Origin of the sequence: Halobacillus shinanisalinarum (assembly GCF_022919835.1) — a bacterium.
Lineage (GTDB): Bacteria > Bacillota > Bacilli > Bacillales > Halobacillaceae > Halobacillus_A > Halobacillus_A shinanisalinarum.
Map to the genome: position 1 here is coordinate 3539977 of NZ_CP095074.1, position 18815 is coordinate 3558791.

At 41.6% G+C, this 18815-nt stretch carries 12 protein-coding genes and 5 pseudogenes; 15 read left to right on the top strand and 2 right to left on the bottom strand.

What is annotated here, in order from left to right; genetic code table 11:
* Positions 1 to 378 precede the first annotated feature (378 nt).
* From MUO14_RS17525 to MUO14_RS24840, 11 genes and pseudogenes are all read left to right on the top strand, one after another.
* Entirely contained in the window at positions 379 to 1392 is a 1014-nt protein-coding gene (locus MUO14_RS17525; protein WP_244751876.1) for a glycoside hydrolase family 3 protein, read from the top strand.
* A complete protein-coding gene (locus tag MUO14_RS17530; RefSeq protein WP_244751877.1) occupies positions 1359 to 2162 on the top strand; it encodes a glycoside hydrolase family 3 C-terminal domain-containing protein in 804 nt (267 codons plus the stop codon). Before MUO14_RS17525 ends, MUO14_RS17530 begins: the two co-directional genes overlap by 34 nt.
* A gap of 54 nt (positions 2163 to 2216) precedes the next feature.
* Positions 2217 to 2420, top strand: a complete 204-nt coding sequence (locus tag MUO14_RS17535; protein ID WP_244751878.1) for an NAD(P)-dependent oxidoreductase — start codon at positions 2217 to 2219, stop codon at positions 2418 to 2420.
* A gap of 475 nt (positions 2421 to 2895) precedes the next feature.
* The gene (locus MUO14_RS17540; protein WP_244751879.1) at positions 2896 to 3876 is read left to right on the top strand and encodes a tripartite tricarboxylate transporter substrate binding protein; all 981 of its coding nucleotides are present in this window, start codon (positions 2896 to 2898) and stop codon (positions 3874 to 3876) included.
* A 15-nt stretch (positions 3877 to 3891) separates the two neighbouring features.
* On the top strand, positions 3892 to 4371 hold the full coding sequence (locus MUO14_RS17545; RefSeq protein ID WP_244751880.1) for a tripartite tricarboxylate transporter TctB family protein: 480 nt from the start codon (positions 3892 to 3894) through the stop codon (positions 4369 to 4371).
* 66 nt (positions 4372 to 4437) lie between these two features.
* Positions 4438 to 5894 (top strand): annotated as a pseudogene (locus MUO14_RS17550) (tripartite tricarboxylate transporter permease).
* Between the two features lie 45 nt (positions 5895 to 5939).
* Positions 5940 to 7552, top strand: a pseudogene (gene ggt / locus MUO14_RS17555) (gamma-glutamyltransferase).
* A 23-nt stretch (positions 7553 to 7575) separates the two neighbouring features.
* A pseudogene (locus tag MUO14_RS17560) lies at positions 7576 to 8159 on the top strand (chromate transporter).
* Positions 8156 to 8683, top strand: a complete 528-nt coding sequence (locus tag MUO14_RS17565) for a chromate transporter (RefSeq protein ID WP_244751881.1) — start codon at positions 8156 to 8158, stop codon at positions 8681 to 8683. The pseudogene MUO14_RS17560 and the gene MUO14_RS17565 overlap by 4 nt, the downstream one beginning before the upstream one ends.
* 432 nt (positions 8684 to 9115) lie before the next feature.
* The gene (locus tag MUO14_RS17570; protein ID WP_244751882.1) at positions 9116 to 10654 is read left to right on the top strand and encodes a malate:quinone oxidoreductase; all 1539 of its coding nucleotides are present in this window, start codon (positions 9116 to 9118) and stop codon (positions 10652 to 10654) included.
* 284 nt (positions 10655 to 10938) lie between these two features.
* Positions 10939 to 11019, top strand: a complete 81-nt coding sequence (locus MUO14_RS24840) for a putative holin-like toxin (RefSeq protein WP_390306632.1) — start codon at positions 10939 to 10941, stop codon at positions 11017 to 11019.
* Positions 11020 to 11289: 270 nt separating this feature from the next.
* On the opposite strand, the gene MUO14_RS17575 is transcribed toward MUO14_RS24840, so the two are convergent.
* Positions 11290 to 12627, bottom strand: coding sequence for a transcriptional regulator (locus MUO14_RS17575; protein WP_244751883.1), 1338 nt, complete (start codon positions 12625 to 12627; stop codon positions 11290 to 11292).
* Positions 12628 to 12793: 166 nt separating this feature from the next.
* Between MUO14_RS17575 and MUO14_RS17580 the strand changes: the two are divergent.
* From MUO14_RS17580 to nhaC, 4 genes and pseudogenes are all read left to right on the top strand, one after another.
* Positions 12794 to 13902: pseudogene (locus MUO14_RS17580) on the top strand (mandelate racemase/muconate lactonizing enzyme family protein).
* 36 nt (positions 13903 to 13938) lie between these two features.
* Positions 13939 to 14652 (top strand): GNAT family N-acetyltransferase, encoded by a 714-nt coding sequence (locus tag MUO14_RS17585; RefSeq protein ID WP_244751884.1) that lies wholly within the window; start codon positions 13939 to 13941, stop codon positions 14650 to 14652.
* Between the two features lie 6 nt (positions 14653 to 14658).
* Complete coding sequence (locus tag MUO14_RS17590; RefSeq protein ID WP_244755648.1) at positions 14659 to 15777, top strand: M20 peptidase aminoacylase family protein; 1119 nt, start codon at positions 14659 to 14661, stop codon at positions 15775 to 15777.
* Between the two features lie 58 nt (positions 15778 to 15835).
* Positions 15836 to 17265: pseudogene (gene nhaC, locus MUO14_RS17595) on the top strand (Na+/H+ antiporter NhaC).
* A gap of 88 nt (positions 17266 to 17353) precedes the next feature.
* Here the strand turns inward: nhaC and MUO14_RS17600 are convergent.
* Positions 17354 to 18736, bottom strand: coding sequence for an LLM class flavin-dependent oxidoreductase (locus MUO14_RS17600; RefSeq protein WP_244751885.1), 1383 nt, complete (start codon positions 18734 to 18736; stop codon positions 17354 to 17356).
* Positions 18737 to 18815: the final 79 nt, after the last annotated feature.

Here is an 18815-nt window from a genome sequence, read left to right on the forward strand (position 1 = left end):
TATCAAAAACGAATGTTATTGATAAGTATGCGCTACTCTTAAGGTTTAAAGGGTATGTTCCGTAAATGAGACATCGTATCATAAGGTGAACCAGTCATTTCTGGTTGTCCTATTTTATGGGTAATATTCTTGAGGAAGCCGGGGGTAGAACGAACGTGCCAATGGGACTGTCGATCCCATCCATAAAAAAATGTGTGATGCTGGTTGGGACACTCAATACTCAGTAAGGAATGATCTCGTATAACAAGCGAAGATATGAAACTACTAAATTGTTTCATAGGGGAATTATATCATTATATGGTATAGACAACTATATTTATAATTGGTAGACTTATTTTGTGCATTAATTTTTGAAAATTCTGTTTAGGGAGTGGTCATTTGAAGAAGTTAGTCACAAAAGTATGCTGTTTAATGGTTTTCTTGTTAGTAGTCGCTTCGCCAAGTGCGGCATTTACAAAATCACAATCATCAGAGGAACATTTTAAACATTCAGATCCCCCATCGGACAAGGCAAATAAGGGAATGGCCAGAAGAATCATTGCCCATATGACCATGAAAGAAAAAATCGGCCAGCTGGTTATGCCCGTTACCCACCCTCAACATGCAATTGATGAAATGCCAAATGATAACACACGTGAAATCATTCAAGATTATCATGCGGGCTCTGTCATTATTGCAAACAAAAAAGATCCTGAATTTATGTCCAAATACAACAATCAACTGCAAGAATGGGCAAGCGAAACACGTCTTGGTATTCCACTTATCATCTCGGCGGACCTTGAATATGGCACTACACATAATGTGATTCAAGGGACAACGACATTTCCTCATCAAATGGGGATTGGGGCAACGCGTAGCACAAAGGTTGCAGAAACTGTGGCGAGCATCACTGCTGAAGAAGCCAAGGCCATGGGGTTTAGCTGGAACTTTTCCCCTTTGGCGGATGTCAATACGAATCCCAAGAATCCCGTCATAGGTGTCCGTTCTTTCGGGGAAAAAAGTGACCTCGTTTCTGAGATGACGAGTGCGATGATCAAAGGATATCAATCAGAAGGTGTTATTACTTCTGTCAAGCATTTTCCTGGCCACGGCAATACCGAGGTCGATTCACATTTTGGCTTGCCAACGGTTACATACGACCGTGAAACGCTTAAAGAAGTTCACCTCGCACCATTTAAAGCAGCGATAGATGTAGGGGTCGACTCTATCATGACCGCCCATGTGATTATTGAAGCCATTGATCCAAAGTTGCCGGCGACATTGTCTAAAAAAGTGTTAACGGGATTACTTCGGGAAGAGATGAATTTTGATGGGATCATTATTACAGACGCAATGAGCATGGATGCTATTGATGAAAGATGGGGTCAGGGCACGCCGCAGTCATGGCTTTAAAAGCCGGTGCGGATATTATAATGGCTACTGGTTCTCATGAAGAACAAGTAGAAACCTTCGAATCACTCTATCAAGCGGTAGAATCTGGTGAACTATCTAAAAAACGAATCAATGAATCAGTTGAGCGCGTACTGATGCAAAAATTGAAACACGACTTATTTGAAAATCGCTTTGTGGATCCAGAAAAAGCAAAAGAAATTGCGGCCCAACCTGACTTTCAGGAAAAAGCTGCAGAAGTAGCACGACAGTCCATTACTCTTGTTAAAAACGATAATGTTTTACCCTTCGATAAACATACTGAACAGAATATTTTTGTAGCAGGTGTAACCGAGGTGGATTCTGTTGCTAGTGCGGTGCAAAACATAAGTGAGGCCAACGTCACTTCTTGGCAGGCGTCATCCCATACCCCAAAGGAGGAGGAGGTTCAAGAAGCAGCTGCATTAGCTGAGAATGCGGACAAAATCATCGTTGCAACATACTCAAAAAGCGGACTGCCCGATGAACAAGCGCAACTTGTCAAAGAGCTTCAGGACACTGGTAAACCAGTTGTTGCTGTCAGCCTTGGGTTGCCTTATGATGTTGCCGAATATCCAAAAGTCGATGGTTATCTTACTTCTTATGCGATTGATAAGTGGGGAAGTGATAATCCAACGGTTTTACCTGCATTAAAAGCCTCTGTGGATGTGATCTTTGGTGCTCAGCCGGGCGGTAAACTTCCGGTTACGATTGAAGATCTGTATCCTTACGGGCATGGTTTAAGTTACAAATAGTAATAATTGATATATGCCCTTTGAACACACCACTCCCCTAAAAAGGAAGATGATTTGATTGAGGCTTTACAGAACCGAGAAATTATTGGAGCGGCTATAGATACTTTTGATATCGAACCTCTTGAAGGTGACAGTCCATTTTTAAAACTGGATAATATAACGATGACTGCTCACATTGCGGGTAGTACACAGGATGCTTTTAGGAATACACCGAAGAAGTTAGCTGTGAGGATATTAGAGCATTTGCGGTATCGATGAACTGCGTTAAACCTAAAAATAAAAGTAAAAAATACATGTATCCCTTCACCATAATTATGGTGAAGGGATTTTTTCGTGAAGAGGGTAATCATTAATCAAAATGTAATTCAGAGATATCTAAGTTAAGCAGGTCATGATCCGTAAAAATAAATTAACGAGTTATCAGGAATATTATCGGCTCTGATATATAAGAGAAGTTTCTGTATCCCGTTAGTGTACTGAAGTTAAAGTAATCCTGGATAACAAACGAAATTAATAAGTTTATAAATTAGGACAAACGAACAAAAAATAAGTAAAATGATTTACTTTGTTAAATAAATGTTTGACATAATTTTCCCTGTTTTGTATTATGTGAATAATAATAATTTTTAAAATATTTTAGTCGGAGGGAGGATGCACTAGTAACGGCCGTTCTTTTACAAGGGTAATGTGGTCTCGTAATTCTAAAACAGTCCTAAAAGAGGAGGAACTGAATTTGAAAAAAAGTATTTATATTACAATTCTAAGCCTTATGATGATCTTCGTTCTATCTGCTTGCGGTTCAGAAACCAGTTCGGAAGGACAAGCCTCTAATTATCCTAATAAAACGATTCAATTGGTCGTACCATGGGATGCTGGTGGGGATACAGATGCTATCAATAGGTTAGTAGCAAAAGAGTTGGAAAAAGATTTAGAGGTAGATGTCGTTGTCAAAAATGTTGCAGGTGGCAGCGGTGTTGTAGGCGCGCAACAGGTTTTAAACGCTAAAAATGATGGGTACACACTCCTTTCTATACATGACTCTGTGGCTATGTCTCAACTTACTGGTCAATCTGATTTTGGTTATTTTGATTTTGAACCCATTGCATTAATGACATCAACTTATGATGCGATTGCAACACATCCAAGTAGTCCTTGGGATTCAATGGAGGATGTTGTAAAAGCAGCAAAGGAAAATCCAGGATCAATATCCTATGCAGCATCAATAGGTTCAACATCACAGCTGGAGCCTGCATTGATTCAAACAGCGGCAGATATAAAGTTTAATATTGTCGGTTTTGATGGAACGGCTAAACGTATGAAAGCTGTTGTCGGTAATGATGTAGATTTGGGTGGTGTATCAGTCGTGGCAGGGAAAGATTACCTTGCGGATGACCGTATGAAGCTGCTGGGTTACACGGGTGAAGAAAGAAGTGAGGTATTACCAGATGTACCTACCCTTAAGGAACAAGGTATTGATGTGGTCTCAGCTACGAACAGAGGTATTGTTGCCCCTAAAGGCACGCCAGAAGAAATTGTAAAAAAGCTTAGCGATGCTCTTAAGAAAGTAGCAAACAGTGAGTCGTTCAAGAGTAAAATGGACGAATTGGGTACGGACGTCAACTTCCAAGGAACAGAAGAATACACTGAGTTTTTGAAGAAAAATGAGAAAGATATGAAAGATTCACTAGAAAAAAGTGGCTTATTAGCAGAATAGAAGGGGCGATTCAGCATGGTAAGTACAAAGCGTGACCTGATCAACGCACTGTTACTATTATTTTTCTGCTGTTTTGCCTACTATGAATCCTCATTAATATCAGAACGTAATCTAGGTAAAACAGAAGCGGATTTTTTTCCGAATATAGTGATTATCGTATTAGCCATTCTGAGCTTATGTTTATTGGTAAAAAGTATATACGGGATGGTCCGAGCGAAGGATTATCATTTCAAGTTCTCGTTTAGAAATCTCCTCCAAGAAAATAAGAAAGTGATTCTAACCTTTGCGATCTTTGGTTTATATGTTCTTCTACTAGACTATATCGGTTACTTTCTTTCATCAATTTTGTTTTTATTTACCTTGTATCTACTGCTTTCGAATAATAAACAAAAGCTTTGGGCTGTATTGCTAGGGATGGTGGCGTTCACTCTCGTATTGTATGTAGTTTTCCAAAATGGACTGTCGGTTTTCCTTCCTACAGGGCAGCTGTTTTAAAGGGAGTAACTAATTATGGAACATATACTATTAAGCTTTGAAACGATCTTAAATGTTCAAACCATCATGATTCTATTTATAGGCGTTGTTGCCGGGATCATTGTAGGGAGCATTCCCGGATTTACGATAACAATGGGTGTTGCCCTGACATTACCTTTTAGTTTTAGCATGGATCCAGTAAATGGTATTGCCCTTATGATGGGTGTTCAAGTAGGGGGGAGCTCTGGGGGCTGATCACGGCGTGCCTGCTCGGCATTCCGGGAACCCCCTCTGCGATGGCGACTACTTTTGATGGCTACCCAATGGTAAAGAACGGGGAGCCGGGTAAAGCATTGGCTATTGGATTATGGGCATCGTTTATAGGTTCTATCATTTCTGGCATTATCTTAATTTTTACTGCGCCGCTGTTAGCTGAGTGGGCTCTTAAATTCGGTCCATGGGAAATGTTTGCCCTCATGTTGTTTGGAATTAGTGCGATATCAAGTTTAAGCGAGGGGTCTTTAATAAAAGGACTGATTGCCGGGGCTTTAGGGATTATGTTTGCCCTTGTTGGCTCAGACCCTTTAATGGGCACACCAAGATTTACATTCGGATTTAGTCAATTATTAGCAGGGTTTAATTTTCTGCCTGTGTTAATTGGACTTTTTGCATTTTCCCAACTGTTAGGAGATATCAAGAAACCACCCAAGCCTTATAACATTGACGATAAAACAAGTGTTACCTATCCTATTAGAAAGCTTTTTAGGGATATGTGGAAGTCAAAAGGAAATACGGTTAGGTCAAGTTTGATCGGAACATTCGTTGGGATCCTTCCTGCAGCGGGCGGGAGTATTGCAAACATTCTAAGCTATGATATTGCTAAAAAGTTTTCTAAAAATCCTTCTAAATTTGGGAATGGTTCGAAGGATGGTGTGATAGCTGCTGAATCAGCCAATAACTCTTCAGTTGGTGGTGCTTTAGTTCCTATGTTGGCTTTCGGTATTCCGGGAGACGCAGTAACAGCCATGATGTTAGGGGCTTTACTTATCCACGGTATTCAACCAGGTCCATTACTCGTACAAAATCAGCCGATTCTAGTATATGGAGTGTTCATTTCATTTTTCTTAGCGGCCTTCTTAATGTTAATTGTACAAAGCTTTGGGATCAAAATGTTTTTGAAAATCAATCAAATTCCTTTTCACTATTTAGTACCTGTCATTCTAATGTTATGTGTCCTTGGTAGTTTTGCAGTGAATAATCGCATTTTTGATGTCTGGGTTTTATTAATATTTGGTCTTATTGGTTATTGGATGAAGATGAACAGTTTTCCTTTGCCGCCATTTATCTTAGGAATTATTTTAGGCCCGATGATTGAGTCAAATTTACGTCAATCCATCTCATTGGACCCCAGCTTAATGGTATTTCTCACACGTCCAATATCAGCAACTTTAATTGTTTTATCTATTCTATCAATGGCATATGGGATTTTTAGCAATTATAAAAGCAATCAAAGGAATCAAAGTGATAATAAAATATCTGCTTAATTCATATGGACTATGAGCTACAGTATCTTTCTAAGGAGTGTTTATATGTTTTCTTTTAACCATCAATCTCACCCTTATCCAATAACGCGAAATGCAACATATGCGAGTAATGGTATGGTGTCCACCTCACAACCGCTTGCCTCCCAGGCAGGATTGGATATTTTAAAAAAAGGCGGCAACGCAATTGATGCAGCCATTGCTACAGCAGCATGTCTTACGGTTGTAGAACCAACCTCAAATGGAATTGGAGGAGACGCCTTTGCATTAGTTTGGACAAAGGGAGAACTTCATGGTCTCAACGGAAGTGGCTCATCACCGAAGAGTATTTCCATTGACGCCGTCAAAAATGCAGGGCATGAAGAAATTCCTAAGTATGGATGGATACCCGTCACTGTACCGGGTGCGCCAGGTGCATGGGCGAAACTTTCAGCGAGATTCGGAAAGCTTCCATTAAAAGAAGTATTACAGCCGGCGATCACGTATGCCTCCGAAGGTTTCCCTGTTTCACTCACATTGAGTAAGTACTGGGACAAGGGCTATCAAAACTTTAAAGAGCATTTAAAGGATCCTGTTTTTAACCATTGGTTTGAGACCTTTTCTCCAAAAGGGAGAGCACCTAAACCTGGAGAAATATGGTCATCTTTAGATCATGCAGAAACATTGCGTTCCATTGCTGAAACGAATGCGGAATCATTTTATCGTGGTTCAATAGCCGATAGAATTAGTAATTTCTCAAAAGAAAACGGAGGCTATTTAACTGCTGAGGATCTTGCTGCCTATGAAGCTGAGTGGGTTGATCCGATATCCGTGAATTATCGTGGGTATGATGTGTGGGAGATCCCGCCAAATGGTCAAGGGATCGTAGCGCTTCAAGCATTAAATATTTTAAAAGGATTTGACTTTACTGAAAAGGAATCAGCAGATACATATCATAAACAGATAGAAGCTATTAAACTAGCATTTGCTGATGGTCATCAATATGTAACAGAAGAAAGTCATATGAATTACACAACAGATCATTTATTAAATGAAGAATATGGAGAAGGACGAAGAAAAATGATTGGTGAAGAGGCACTATTACCTAAGGCTGGAGAACCTTCATTAAGTGGAACCGTTTATTTAGCGGCAGCTGACGATGAGGGAAACATGGTCTCATTTATTCAAAGTAACTACATGGGCTTTGGATCTGGACTCGTCGTACCAGGAACGGGAATTGCCTTGCAAAATCGCGGCCATAATTTCTCAATGGATCCTGATCACGTGAACGCTTTACATGGTGGAAAGAGAACGTACCATACGATTATCCCTGGTTTTCTAACGAAAGATCGCCAGCCGATTGGTCCATTTGGCGTGATGGGTGGTTTCATGCAGCCGCAAGGGCATGTTCAAGTTGTGATGAACATGATTGACTTTGGTCTGAACCCACAGGCCAGCTTAGATGCTCCTCGCTGGCAATGGTTGAAAGACAAAACGGTTGAAGTAGAAAACAGATTTTCTCACCATCTTGCCCAAGCTTTGGCAGAAAGAGGGCATAATGTACAAATTGCGCTCGAACCAAATAACTTCGGACGCGGGCAAATTATCTTGCGAGACTCGGAAACAGGTGTATTGATAGGGGCACAGAGTCTCGAACAGATGGTACTGTTGCGGCATGGTAAGTAAAACAGAAGGCAAGCCATCTATGAAAACACACTGGGATTTATTTATTGCCTTTTTCAGGATTGGCATGCTTGGATATGGGGAGGGCCGGGGTCCATTCCTCTTATCCATAAAGAGGTGGTAGATAAATACAAATGGATGAATGATGAAGATTTTGGCGACCTTTTAGCGTTGGCTAATACGTTGCCAGGACCGATTGCGACCAAACTAGCTGGCTATATTGGACATAGAGTCTCCGGTGTCATGGGGATGTTAAATGCAGTGTTAGCCACCATTCTACCTACTATTGTTTTGATGATCGTTTTATTAACTTCACTATCATCTATAAAGGATGTGGGGTGGGTGCAAGGTATGACTGCAGCTGTTATACCTGTCGTTGGTGTCATGCTTGCTGTGTTGACATGGCAATTTCTTAATAAGGCAGGGAAGGGGATGGGCTGGACGAAAACTGGCATCATGTCTGCTGTCATTTTTGGTCTGCTGTTCTTTTTGAACGTACATCCAGGAATAATCATTGGGATTCTAATTGTGACTGCACTAGTTCAGAAAGATAAAACACAGGAAACAGAGCAACAAGTCATGAAGAAGGAAGGTCAATCATCATGAAGTATTGGGAGATTTTTTTAGCCTTTTTCATCCCGGGTATTCTTGGCTATGGTGGAGGCCCAGCTTCCATCCCCTTAGTTGAAAATGAGGTTGTAGACCGGTACGAATGGATGACAGTGCAAGAGTTTAGTGAAATGCTGGCATTAGCCAACTCACTACCTGGACCTATTGCAACTAAGATGGCGGGGTACATAGGCTATGATGAAGGTGGGGTATTAGGTGCCCTAATCGGTGTTTTTGCAACAGTTGCCCCTTCATTGATTATTATGATTTTATTGTTAGGTATTCTATATAAATATAAGGATTCTAATAAAGTGAAAAGAATGACACAATATGTTCGCCCTGTGATTGCTATATTGCTAGGGATTATGGCATGGAGTTTTTTCCGAGAATCATATAATGGGATAGGACTATGGCAAACCGCATTAATTATAATTAGCAGTTACTTATTAATTGAACAGCTAAAGGTTCATCCCGCATTCGTAATTGCAGTAGCTCTTGTTTACGGGGGATTTATGTTGTAAAAATAGGGGAAGGTAGTGGCAAGTAAAGCCGGGTTTTGAATATACTAGTAATGGTCAGGGCAAACTAATTAGGTCTCCAAGGAGTATTTGTAATTGCTCCTTAGGGACTTTTTGGTATTAGTAGATGTAGAAATAACCTCGGTTCTCTCATTTTACTAAATGGCTTAAGTTGCACCCAATAACGCTTGATTATTCAAACTGAATCATGGTGTTGAGGATTTATTATGTGTTCCTGAAACCTAATGGCCCCACTTCTAACCAGCTTTTTGGTAATATATAATTTAATTTTTAAATCAATAATGATACACTAGAATATGGTTGAGTCAGAAAACATATGTGATTAGGTTGCTCCCTGGATTGCTGTGATGGCCTAAGTAGGAGCGCCTATATACTTACGCTTTCTGCAAATCTTAGGAATAAGGGATGAAAAAAATGAGCAACAGCCAGACTAAAACAGACGTTATTTTAATTGGTGCTGGAATCATGAGTGCAACATTGGGAGCATTGTTGAAAGAATTGGTGCCGGAGTGGAATATTCGCGTGTTTGAAAGGCTCGGAACTGGAGGAGAAGAAAGCTCGAACGTATGGAATAATGCGGGAACGGGACATGCTGCTCTGTGTGAGCTGAACTACACGAAAGAACAGCCGGACGGCTCTATTGATATTTCTAAAGCAATTAAAGTGAATGAACAATTTCAGGTTTCCAAGCAATTTTGGTCTTATCTTGTAAACAGTAATCTGATTCGTAACCCTCAGGAATTCATCAAACCATTGCCTCATATGAGTTTGGTGCAAGGGAAACAGAATGTTAAGTTCCTAAGAAAGCGCTTTAAAACCATGGCCAACAATCCATTATTTGAAGGGATGGAATTTTCCGATGACCCGGAAAAGCTGAAAGAATGGATTCCGCTGATTATGAAAGACCGGACATCGAATGAAGCGATAGCCGCTACAAAAATTGATGCAGGAACAGATGTTAACTTTGGAGTGTTAACGCGTAAGTTGTTTGACACCTTGGAAAGTACTGACCTTGATGTCAATTACAAGCATAGTGTTGAGGATATCAAGCGAACTGACGATGGCGCTTGGGAAGTGACGGTCCAGGATCTCGCTAATGAAAAACTTGAAACCCATACGTCTGATTTTGTGTTTATCGGCGGGGGCGGTGGAAGTCTGCACTTGCTGCAAAAGACTGGTATTCCTGAGTCCAAACATATCGGAGGTTTCCCGGTAAGCGGACAATTCATGGTGTGTAACAATCCAGAAGTGATCGAACAGCATCATGCCAAAGTGTACGGCAAAGCCAAGGTGGGAGCTCCGCCAATGTCTGTGCCTCATTTGGATACACGTTTTATCGACAATAAAACATCGCTGCTGTTTGGACCGTTTGCCGGCTTTTCACCGAAGTTTTTAAAAACGGGCTCCTTGCTTGATTTGATAACATCTGTACGCAAGGATAATCTTGCAACGATGATCGCGGCAGGCGTAAAAAACGCTTCGTTGACGAAATATTTGATTGAACAAGTCATTTTATCAAAAGAAAAACGTATGGAACAGTTACGTGAGTTTATTCCAAACGCCAAGAGCGAGGATTGGGATTTAGTCACAGCGGGCCAACGTGTGCAAGTCATCAAAGATACGAAAGACGGCGGCAAAGGAACTCTTCAATTTGGTACGGAACTGGTCAATTCTGCTGACGGCTCGATCGCGGCTTTGCTTGGAGCGTCTCCAGGTGCTTCTACAGCCGTTTCTGTCATGCTTGAATTAATGGAAAAGTGTTTTCCGCAACATATCAAAGAATGGGAACCGAAAATCAGAGAAATGATTCCTTCTTATGGCAAGAAGCTAGTGGAAAACCCAGAATTGATCGAGGAAATCCATACGTCAACAGCGCAGGCGCTTGACTTAGTCGATCAAAAAAAAACGGATGAATCTCCGGAAAAAGAAACTCGTGTCTTACAAGAAGCATAAATAGCCGTTTTGGCTATTTATGCTTTCTTTTTTCTAGTTGTCTTGATTAATGATATAGATACATAACAAGGGATATATTATTAATTGGATAGAGGGAAGAAGGTTCCAAGCCAAGAGAGGTTGCGGTAGTATGTAGTCTTAAAACAAATTACCTTAATACATAGTCATTTGATTTTTGAGATGGGTGAATCCTATCATTTCTGCTATAATAATACTAGTATGATAGGGCTTTCATGGGTGGCGGTTCATTCCCCTAACTGTAAGATGAAAGGGGGTGATCCGATATGACAGTATTCGAAACACTGTTTCTGATGATTTCTTTCGGAACTTTAATTGTTGCTATACTGTCAAACCATAAAAAATAACCACCCATAGGCCTGGCAAGCATGTGGGTAGTTATTTCCAAAAACTCTATGTGAGCCGCCCCCTTGAAGGGCTATTGTACCTGATCGTTGGTGTGACAGCACCAACGGTCTTTTTTAGTATATGCAACTATTCTAATCTCATTATAACCTATTTTTTAAAATTGTAAAATTGACTTGCACTTTATTAAGAGAAGGATTTCAACTATATAAGTCAAAAAAGGAACTCTTTACCTCAGGAAGAGTTCCTTTTTCTATATCAACCAGACTCAATTAACTGAATTGATCAATCGGTAAATTGATTTCATAAATCGCCCTTGGCCGCCCCTTTTGATAAGTTTTCTCTTCTCCGATAATCTGTAAATATTGATGGTCGGAGAACTTTTTTAATATCCTTTCTGAGGTACGCCGGCTGACTGCTAAATACTCAGCCAGGTCATATGAGGTGAAGCGGTGTGAGTTCCTCGATTTGATGAATTGAATCACTTTATCGACATTGGTTGTACTCAAATGCAATGTTTTGGCGAGAGTTTGTAACTGATGGTTTTCTGTTTTTAATCGATGGTATTTTTTATTTTCGTTCAAAGGACCGATTACTTTTTTATCCTCTGTCACAATAAATGCACTGCTGTTTGGGAGTGCCTTCGCTTCGTTCAAGGCAATGGCTGCATGGTTTTCCGCTTCCTTTGTCGTCAAACCAAAGCCAAATCCTGCACTGATTGATGTTTGCATGTTGTTTTCAACTTCAGAGAGGAGAGGCATCGTCTGGAAGTGTTCCGTAATGAACTCAATTCCGCCTTTTGTACCGTAGATGACGAAGCGGTCTTTTCGCAGATGCTGAACCGATGCGTTAATTTTCCTGGCAAACTGATCGAGTGGTTGACGGATCTTTGCGATGTATTCTTGCTGATATACGACAGGCACGTTCTCAACCAAACTGTCATAGTCGTCAATGGAAATCAGACCTACAGCGATTTGTGAGGATTCACTTTTTTGCAATTTGCCAGCGACCTTGGCTTTGATGAGGGAATCGGCAATATGTTTTTCAGACTCGATCATTTTCATACAGTTGATGCCCTGTTCAGTTAAACGGTCATATACGGCGTGGATACTGGTCAGAACGATCTCCACTTCACCTGCTTCCCACAGGTGAGTATGGAATTGGATGATTTCCTCTAAATCGAATGAGCTTTCATCGTCTTCTAAGATCTCTTGATAATCTTTAATATGAAGGGGTTCTGCGAGAATGTCTACATAGTTTAATACGTTATACACATCGTTTTTATCGGTTACGTCAATGGCTATACGACTTATTGGGATGTGATAATGATGTTGAATATAGAAAAGAGACAAGCTCAGAGAGATTTCGTCTAAGGATGCATAAACAACGGGGACATCTAACTTTTTAAGTTCTGCTTTTGAGAAAAAGTAAGGTAAAAAACCTGAGAAATAAAATACATCACAGTGTGCAGCTTGTTGAATCAATTGTAAGGATTCACGGGGATGATTGTAGGAATAAGGAATGAGTTCAATGTTACTGATGTCTTTTTCATATTTTTTTATGTGATGAATAAAGTCGGTGGAGCCGAATACAGCGATTTTCACTACCATTATGTAACCCCTCTTGAGAGTAATAGTCTCATTATAACTTATACCATCACCTGTTTCAAAAATGTTGATTGACAAATCTGAAAATTCAAGATAAGGTGTTTATTAATATTAAACGTCTACCAAGCGACATGTTTTATTTTGTCGATTAAAAGGAGATAGAATGGCCATGAAAATCACATCGATCAGTATTTTTGGCATAAAACTGCCGTTGAAAGAACCATTCATAATTAGTTATGAAACGTACACAACGATGCCGAGCGTTATCGTTAAAGTGGAGACAGATCAAGGCGTTGTCGGTTATGGGGAGGGGGTAGCCGATGAACATGTAACCGGCGAGACGTGGGAAAGTATCTTTCAGGTACTTAAACATACACTGGCTCCGGCTGTTTTAGGAGAAAATCCCTTTCATCTTGAGAAAATCCATGAAATTATGGATCGAAGTATCTATCAGTCAGCTACAGCGAAGGCTGCGATTGATATTGCCTGCTATGACATTATGGGCAAAACGATAAATCAACCGGTCTATAATCTATTAGGGGAAGGTATCACGAAAGGTTCCCTTTGACTCACGTACTAAGCATACAAGAGCCGGAAGTAATGGCCGATGAGGCGGCTCAAGCTGTTGAGAAAGGCTACCAGATCCTGAAAATGAAAGTAGGGATCGATAGACAGAAAGATGTGAAGCGGATTAAAAACGTACGTCAAAGAGTTGGAGAGGATATTCGGATTAGAATTGACGCCAATCAGGGCTGGAAAACCAGTGCTGATTCGTTAGATATCATCAAACAAATTGAAAGCGAAGGTGTGGAATGGATTGAGCAGCCTGTAGTTGCTGACGACATTGATGCCTTAGCGGAAGTGAAACAAAAAGCGCACATTCCATTAATGATTGACGAAGGTCTTAAAGGAACGAGGGAGATGCGTGAAGTGATCAGCAAGCGTGCAGTCGATAAGGTAAACATTAAACTAATGAAATGCGGCGGTATTTATCCAGCCGTAAAACTTGTACACCAGGCAGGTATGGCTGGGATGAGCTGTCAGATTGGTTCGATGGTTGAATCATCAGTTGGCTCGGCGGCAGGTTTTCACGTAGCTTTTGCAAAAAAAGACATTACCAGTGTGGAGTTAACAGGTCCGTTGAAATTTTCCAAAGATATCGGAGCACTGGCGTATGATGTTCCTTTTATTGAATTACGTGATCGTCTGGGGCTGGGCATCGATGTTGATGAGCAAATACTAGAAGAATTAACGGAAATGCATGACAAGGTTGAGTAAAGATAACGTTATCGATTTTGAAAAGAGGGGAAAGGCATGGACGTCTTGTATCAAGGAGAGGTAACGAACAGGGCCAATGGAATGCAGGAAGACTTTCAAGTGAGCAGGCTAGAGTCTGAGCATTTATCGGATATTTCACAAGTGCAGGATACTGTTTTCGAACAGCTGCAAGTCAAAGAATCTTTGCAGGCGTTGACGCAAGAAGAGTTAACACAGCTATTCTACGGTAAAGGGCTGGTACTCGGTGTGTTCGTGCAGGAGCAGCTGATCGCCTTTCGAGCGCTTCTATACCCGGGTGATGATGAGGAAAATTTAGGGCGTGATTTAGGTTTATCTAAAACAGAGCAAATGAAGGTTGTCCACCAGGAAATAACCTGTATTCTCCCTGAATATCGCGGGAATGGCCTGCAGAAGAAATTGGCTAAATGGATAATGACAGAGTTTAATCGAACTTCGAATGAGTACCGATATCTTTGCTGTACCGTTTTTCCTACAAATTATCCAAGCTTGAAAGATAAATTGGCTCAAGGAATGATGATTGCACAAATCAAAGGCATGTATGGCGGCCTACTACGGTATGTGCTCTACAAAGATTTACGAAGGGACATGACCATAGACGGGCGTACATATTCAGCAGTAGCAGTCGAAGATTATCAGCAGCAAAAGCAGCTTTTGAAGAATGGTTACTATGGTTATGGACTAAGAGAAACGGACGGAACCATGATGATTTTATTCGGGAAGGTGCTATAAATGATGGTGAAGCAGATTGTAGAAACGATCCAACCAGACATCCATAACGTTTTTGACCATCTTCATACAAATCCTGAAGTCAGCTGGAAAGAAGAAAATACGACAACTTATATTAAACAAGTACTAGAGGAAAAAGGAGTAAAGGTTACAACTTTTCCGGACTCAACCGGACTGATTGCTGAAATCGGCAGCGGTAAGCCGGTTGTAGCGGTACGTGCGGATATGGATGCCCTTTGGCAGGAAGTAGGGGGAGTTTTCCAGGCTAATCATTCCTGTGGGCATGATGCCCATATGAGTATGGCCGTTGGAGTCCTGCTTACGCTTCTTATGAAAGGGGTTCCAAAGGGAAGTGTTCGATTTATTTTTCAACCTGCTGAAGAAACAGGAAATGGTGCATTAAGGATGGTTGAAAATGGTGTAGTTGATGATGTTGATTATTTGTATGGAGTTCACTTGAGGCCAGTGCAGGAAATGGAAGGTGGCCAAGCTTCACCGGCCATCATTCACGGTGCGGGACTGTTTATGGAAGGGAAAATTGCAGGTGAAGATACACATGGGGCACGTCCGCATTTAGGAGTCAATGCCATTGAAGCTGGTTCCGCCATTGTGGAGTTAGTGAAAGGGATTTACCTTGATCCGATGATCCCTTATTCAGCCAAAGTAACCAAATTTCAAGCTGGAGGGAACAATCCAAATATCATTCCAGGGTCTGCCGTATTCAGCCTCGATTTACGCGCGCAATCCAATGAGGCTCTTCAGCAGCTTCGTGAACAGGTAGAAGGGAAAATTGAAGCTGTGGAAAAAGCCTACAACCTTCCTATTACGCTTCGAGTTATGGACTATGTGCCGGCTGCAGAGACTGACAGTCAAGCTCAAGGGTATATGGGAGAGGCGATTAAAGAGGTCCTCGGAGATGAACATACGATGGCCCCCCTCGTGACATCTGGAGGAGATGATTTTCATTTCTATACCATTAATCGTCCCCATTTAAAAGCAACGATGCTAGGGTTAGGGGCGAATCTAAAGCCTGGTCTCCACCATCCGCAGATGACATTTGATCGGAAAGCTATTTTTTCTGGGATTGAGATCCTGGCTCACACGATATTAAAGACGTTAGATCAGTAGAAGAAGCTGAACTTTTGCAACTTCCATTTTCGAAAAATTTTAAAAAAGGGGGATCAGTATGGTGGAAACACGTAAAAAAGAAATGACGTTTGGACTTGCAATTATCCCACTGGTTCTTATGATTGTCGCTATGCTTGTTACGATCGTTGTACTGGAAGGAAGCCCTCATATCCCTTTAATTTTCGGAACAGCCGTAGCGGCTTTCATTGCCTGGAGAAGTGGTTATAACTGGAACGAAATTGAAGAAAGCATGTATAAAGGTATACGGCTAGCTCTACCTGCTGTCGTCATCATCATGTTGGTCGGACTTACGATTGGAGTGTGGATTGGTGGCGGTATTGTGGCAACGATGATCTACTACGGGTTAAAACTTATTACGCCGTCCATGTTTTTGGTAGCGATTACAATCATTTGTGCTGTTGTGGCCCTTGCAATTGGGAGTTCCTGGTCCACCATGGGAACCATCGGAGTAGCCGGCATGGGGATAGGGGTCAGCATGGGAATCTCTGCACCAATGGTTGCGGGTGCTATTATTTCCGGTTCTTATTTTGGCGATAAAATGTCCCCATTATCGGATACAACGAACCTTGCTTCAGGGTTAACGGGGACGAATTTATTTGAACATATTCGCCACATGCTGTACACCACTGTTCCAGCTTTAATCATTGCTCTCGGGTGTATTGGTTCTTGGGGAGAGGGTTTGGTTCGGAATCCGTCAATATGGAAAATATTCAACAAACCATGAAGGTTATGAATGAAAACTTTGTGATTTCCCCGTGGCTGCTTCTTGTTCCATTAGCTGTAATTCTGCTTGTAATTCGGAAAGTTCCTGCAGTCCCTGCACTTATAGCTGGTATACTATTAGGTTTTTTATGTCAAATCGCTATCCAGGGCGATGCCATGAGTAATACAGTTCAGACACTTCAGGCGGGTTTTGCCATTGATTCAGGCAATCAAATGGTGGATAACCTTTTTAACCGTGGCGGTCTGGATTCCATGATGTACACGGTGTCCATGACCATCGTTGCCATGACGTTTGGAGGTATTCTGGAGAATACAGGAATGTTAAAAGTGATTGTTGATCAAATTTTGAAATTAGCAAAATCTGCGAGAAGTCTCGTACCAACAACAATTCTATCGTGCTTTGCGACAAATGCTACCTGTTCGGAACAATATATTTCCATCGTTGTTCCAGCGAGAATGTATGCCAAAGTCTATACAAAGAAAAAGCTCCACTCCAAAAATCTTTCGCGCGCTTTGGAAGACGGCGGGACATTAACATCTGTCTTTATCCCCTGGAATACCTGTGGCGTATTTATCCTTGGAACATTAGGCGTTCATGCTTTTGAATACGCCCCTTATGCGATTTTGAATTTTACTGTTCCTATTTTATCGATGATTTATGCTGGGATCGGATTTTCAATCGTCAAGTTGTCGGATTCGGAACAGGAAGAAATGGAAGAACAGTTAGAACGTAACACGGTGTGACCTCATTTTTTCGGAGGAAATCGTATAGGTTAGTGTATTCATGAAGTCCCTGTTCCCTGTTGTATGAAGGAACAGGGACTTCATTCATTTAAGTAAACGAATACCTATATCGACTCCCTGGATGATCCTCAGGCAGCACACTTTCTCCATGCGGAAACAGCTTCTCCCTCAACGTACCATCTTGATAATCTTTCTTATACAACCCACGCTCTTGCAGCTCCGGTATTACCAGGTCCACAAAATCTTCCAGATCCCCAGGCGTTACTAGATGGTTTAAGTTGAAACCGTCTACGCCTGATTCTTCAAACTGGAATTGGATCGCGTCTGCGACTTCTTTCGGATTTCCTACGATAATACTGTTACGATCTGGTGATTCAAATCGGTTAAGCACTTCGCCGACAGTTAGTTTTTTAGGGGCATCTTTAGTTAGTGTTGCCGCTTTATAGTGTCCGCCTTCTGTAGACTTCGTGTATTCAAATGGAAGGTCGGGATCCATTTCTTCATATTCGGCGATGTCGTAGCCGCTTGCTCCGTACTGTGCTTTGGCGGCGTCCGGGCTCCAGTGGCGCGCGTATTCTTCAAACTTCCGCTCCGCTTCCTCAGTCGTTTCGCCAACAATCACGCTGAGAAAAGAAAAGATTTTAATGTTTTCTGGATTCCGTCCATGGTTTTCGGCCCGCTTGCGAATATCATCAGCATAGTAGCGAATTCGCTCAGGTGTCGGTCCTCCGACAAAGATGCACTCGGCATGTTTGGAGGCGAATTCACGTCCTCGTTCGGATGTGCCGGCTTGATAGATGACAGGTGTCCGTTGTAAGGATGGTTCACTTAAGTGCGGACCTTCCACGGAAAAGTACTTTCCTTCGTGATTAATTTCATGAACTTTCTCCGGATCAACTAGTGTGTTGTTTTCGGCATCTTCTACAAATGCGTCATCTTCCCAGCTTGTCTCCCAGAGCTTGTAGGATACATCAAGGTATTCATCGGCGATATCGTAACGTTCGTCGTGTTTGATCATATTTTCAAGCCCAAAGTTACGTGCGGCATTTGGCAAGTAAGAGGTCACAACATTCCAGGCGACTCGCCCTTTTGTCAGGTGATCGAGGGTGGAGAAGCGCCTGGCGTTTCCGAATGGAGCTTCATAAGTGGTGCTCACCGTCATCGCAAACGATAGATGCTTGGTCACACTGGCCATCGCCGGGATCACAAGGGCGGGATCATTTAATGGCACTTGCAATCCATCACGAATTGATGGGTCTTTACTTTTTTTATAAACATCGTAGATTCCTAGCACATCAGCAAGGAAGACGGCATCAAATTTGCCTCTTTCTAGTAATCTCGCTAAGTCCATCCAATAATCTAAGTCTTTATAGCGGCGGTGACGCTCATTTCTCGGATGCTTCCATAGTCCGTGAGAATTGTGCATCGCGCTGTTCATTTCAAAAGCATTTAAGATCATTTGTTTCCTCATTGTGATTCCTCCTTAAGTTCTCACTTTATGTAAATAAGCTTCAGTTACATGAAAAAGCCCCTTCTTTTAAAAGAAAAAG

What these genes read in the sequence shown, in the direction of transcription:
- MUO14_RS17530 (WP_244751877.1), top strand. Translation starts at nt 1,359, where the DNA reads ATGGGGTCAGGGCACGCCGCAGTCATGGCTTTAAAAGCCGGTGCGGAT.
- MUO14_RS17545 (WP_244751880.1), top strand. Translation starts at nt 3,892, where the DNA reads ATGGTAAGTACAAAGCGTGACCTGATCAACGCACTGTTACTATTATTT.
- MUO14_RS17565 (WP_244751881.1), top strand. Translation starts at nt 8,156, where the DNA reads ATGAAGTATTGGGAGATTTTTTTAGCCTTTTTCATCCCGGGTATTCTT.
- MUO14_RS17570 (WP_244751882.1), top strand. Translation starts at nt 9,116, where the DNA reads ATGAGCAACAGCCAGACTAAAACAGACGTTATTTTAATTGGTGCTGGA.
- MUO14_RS24840 (WP_390306632.1), top strand. Translation starts at nt 10,939, where the DNA reads ATGACAGTATTCGAAACACTGTTTCTGATGATTTCTTTCGGAACTTTA.
- MUO14_RS17575 (WP_244751883.1), bottom strand. Translation starts at nt 12,627, where the DNA reads ATGGTAGTGAAAATCGCTGTATTCGGCTCCACCGACTTTATTCATCAC.
- MUO14_RS17585 (WP_244751884.1), top strand. Translation starts at nt 13,939, where the DNA reads ATGGACGTCTTGTATCAAGGAGAGGTAACGAACAGGGCCAATGGAATG.
- MUO14_RS17600 (WP_244751885.1), bottom strand. Translation starts at nt 18,736, where the DNA reads ATGAGGAAACAAATGATCTTAAATGCTTTTGAAATGAACAGCGCGATG.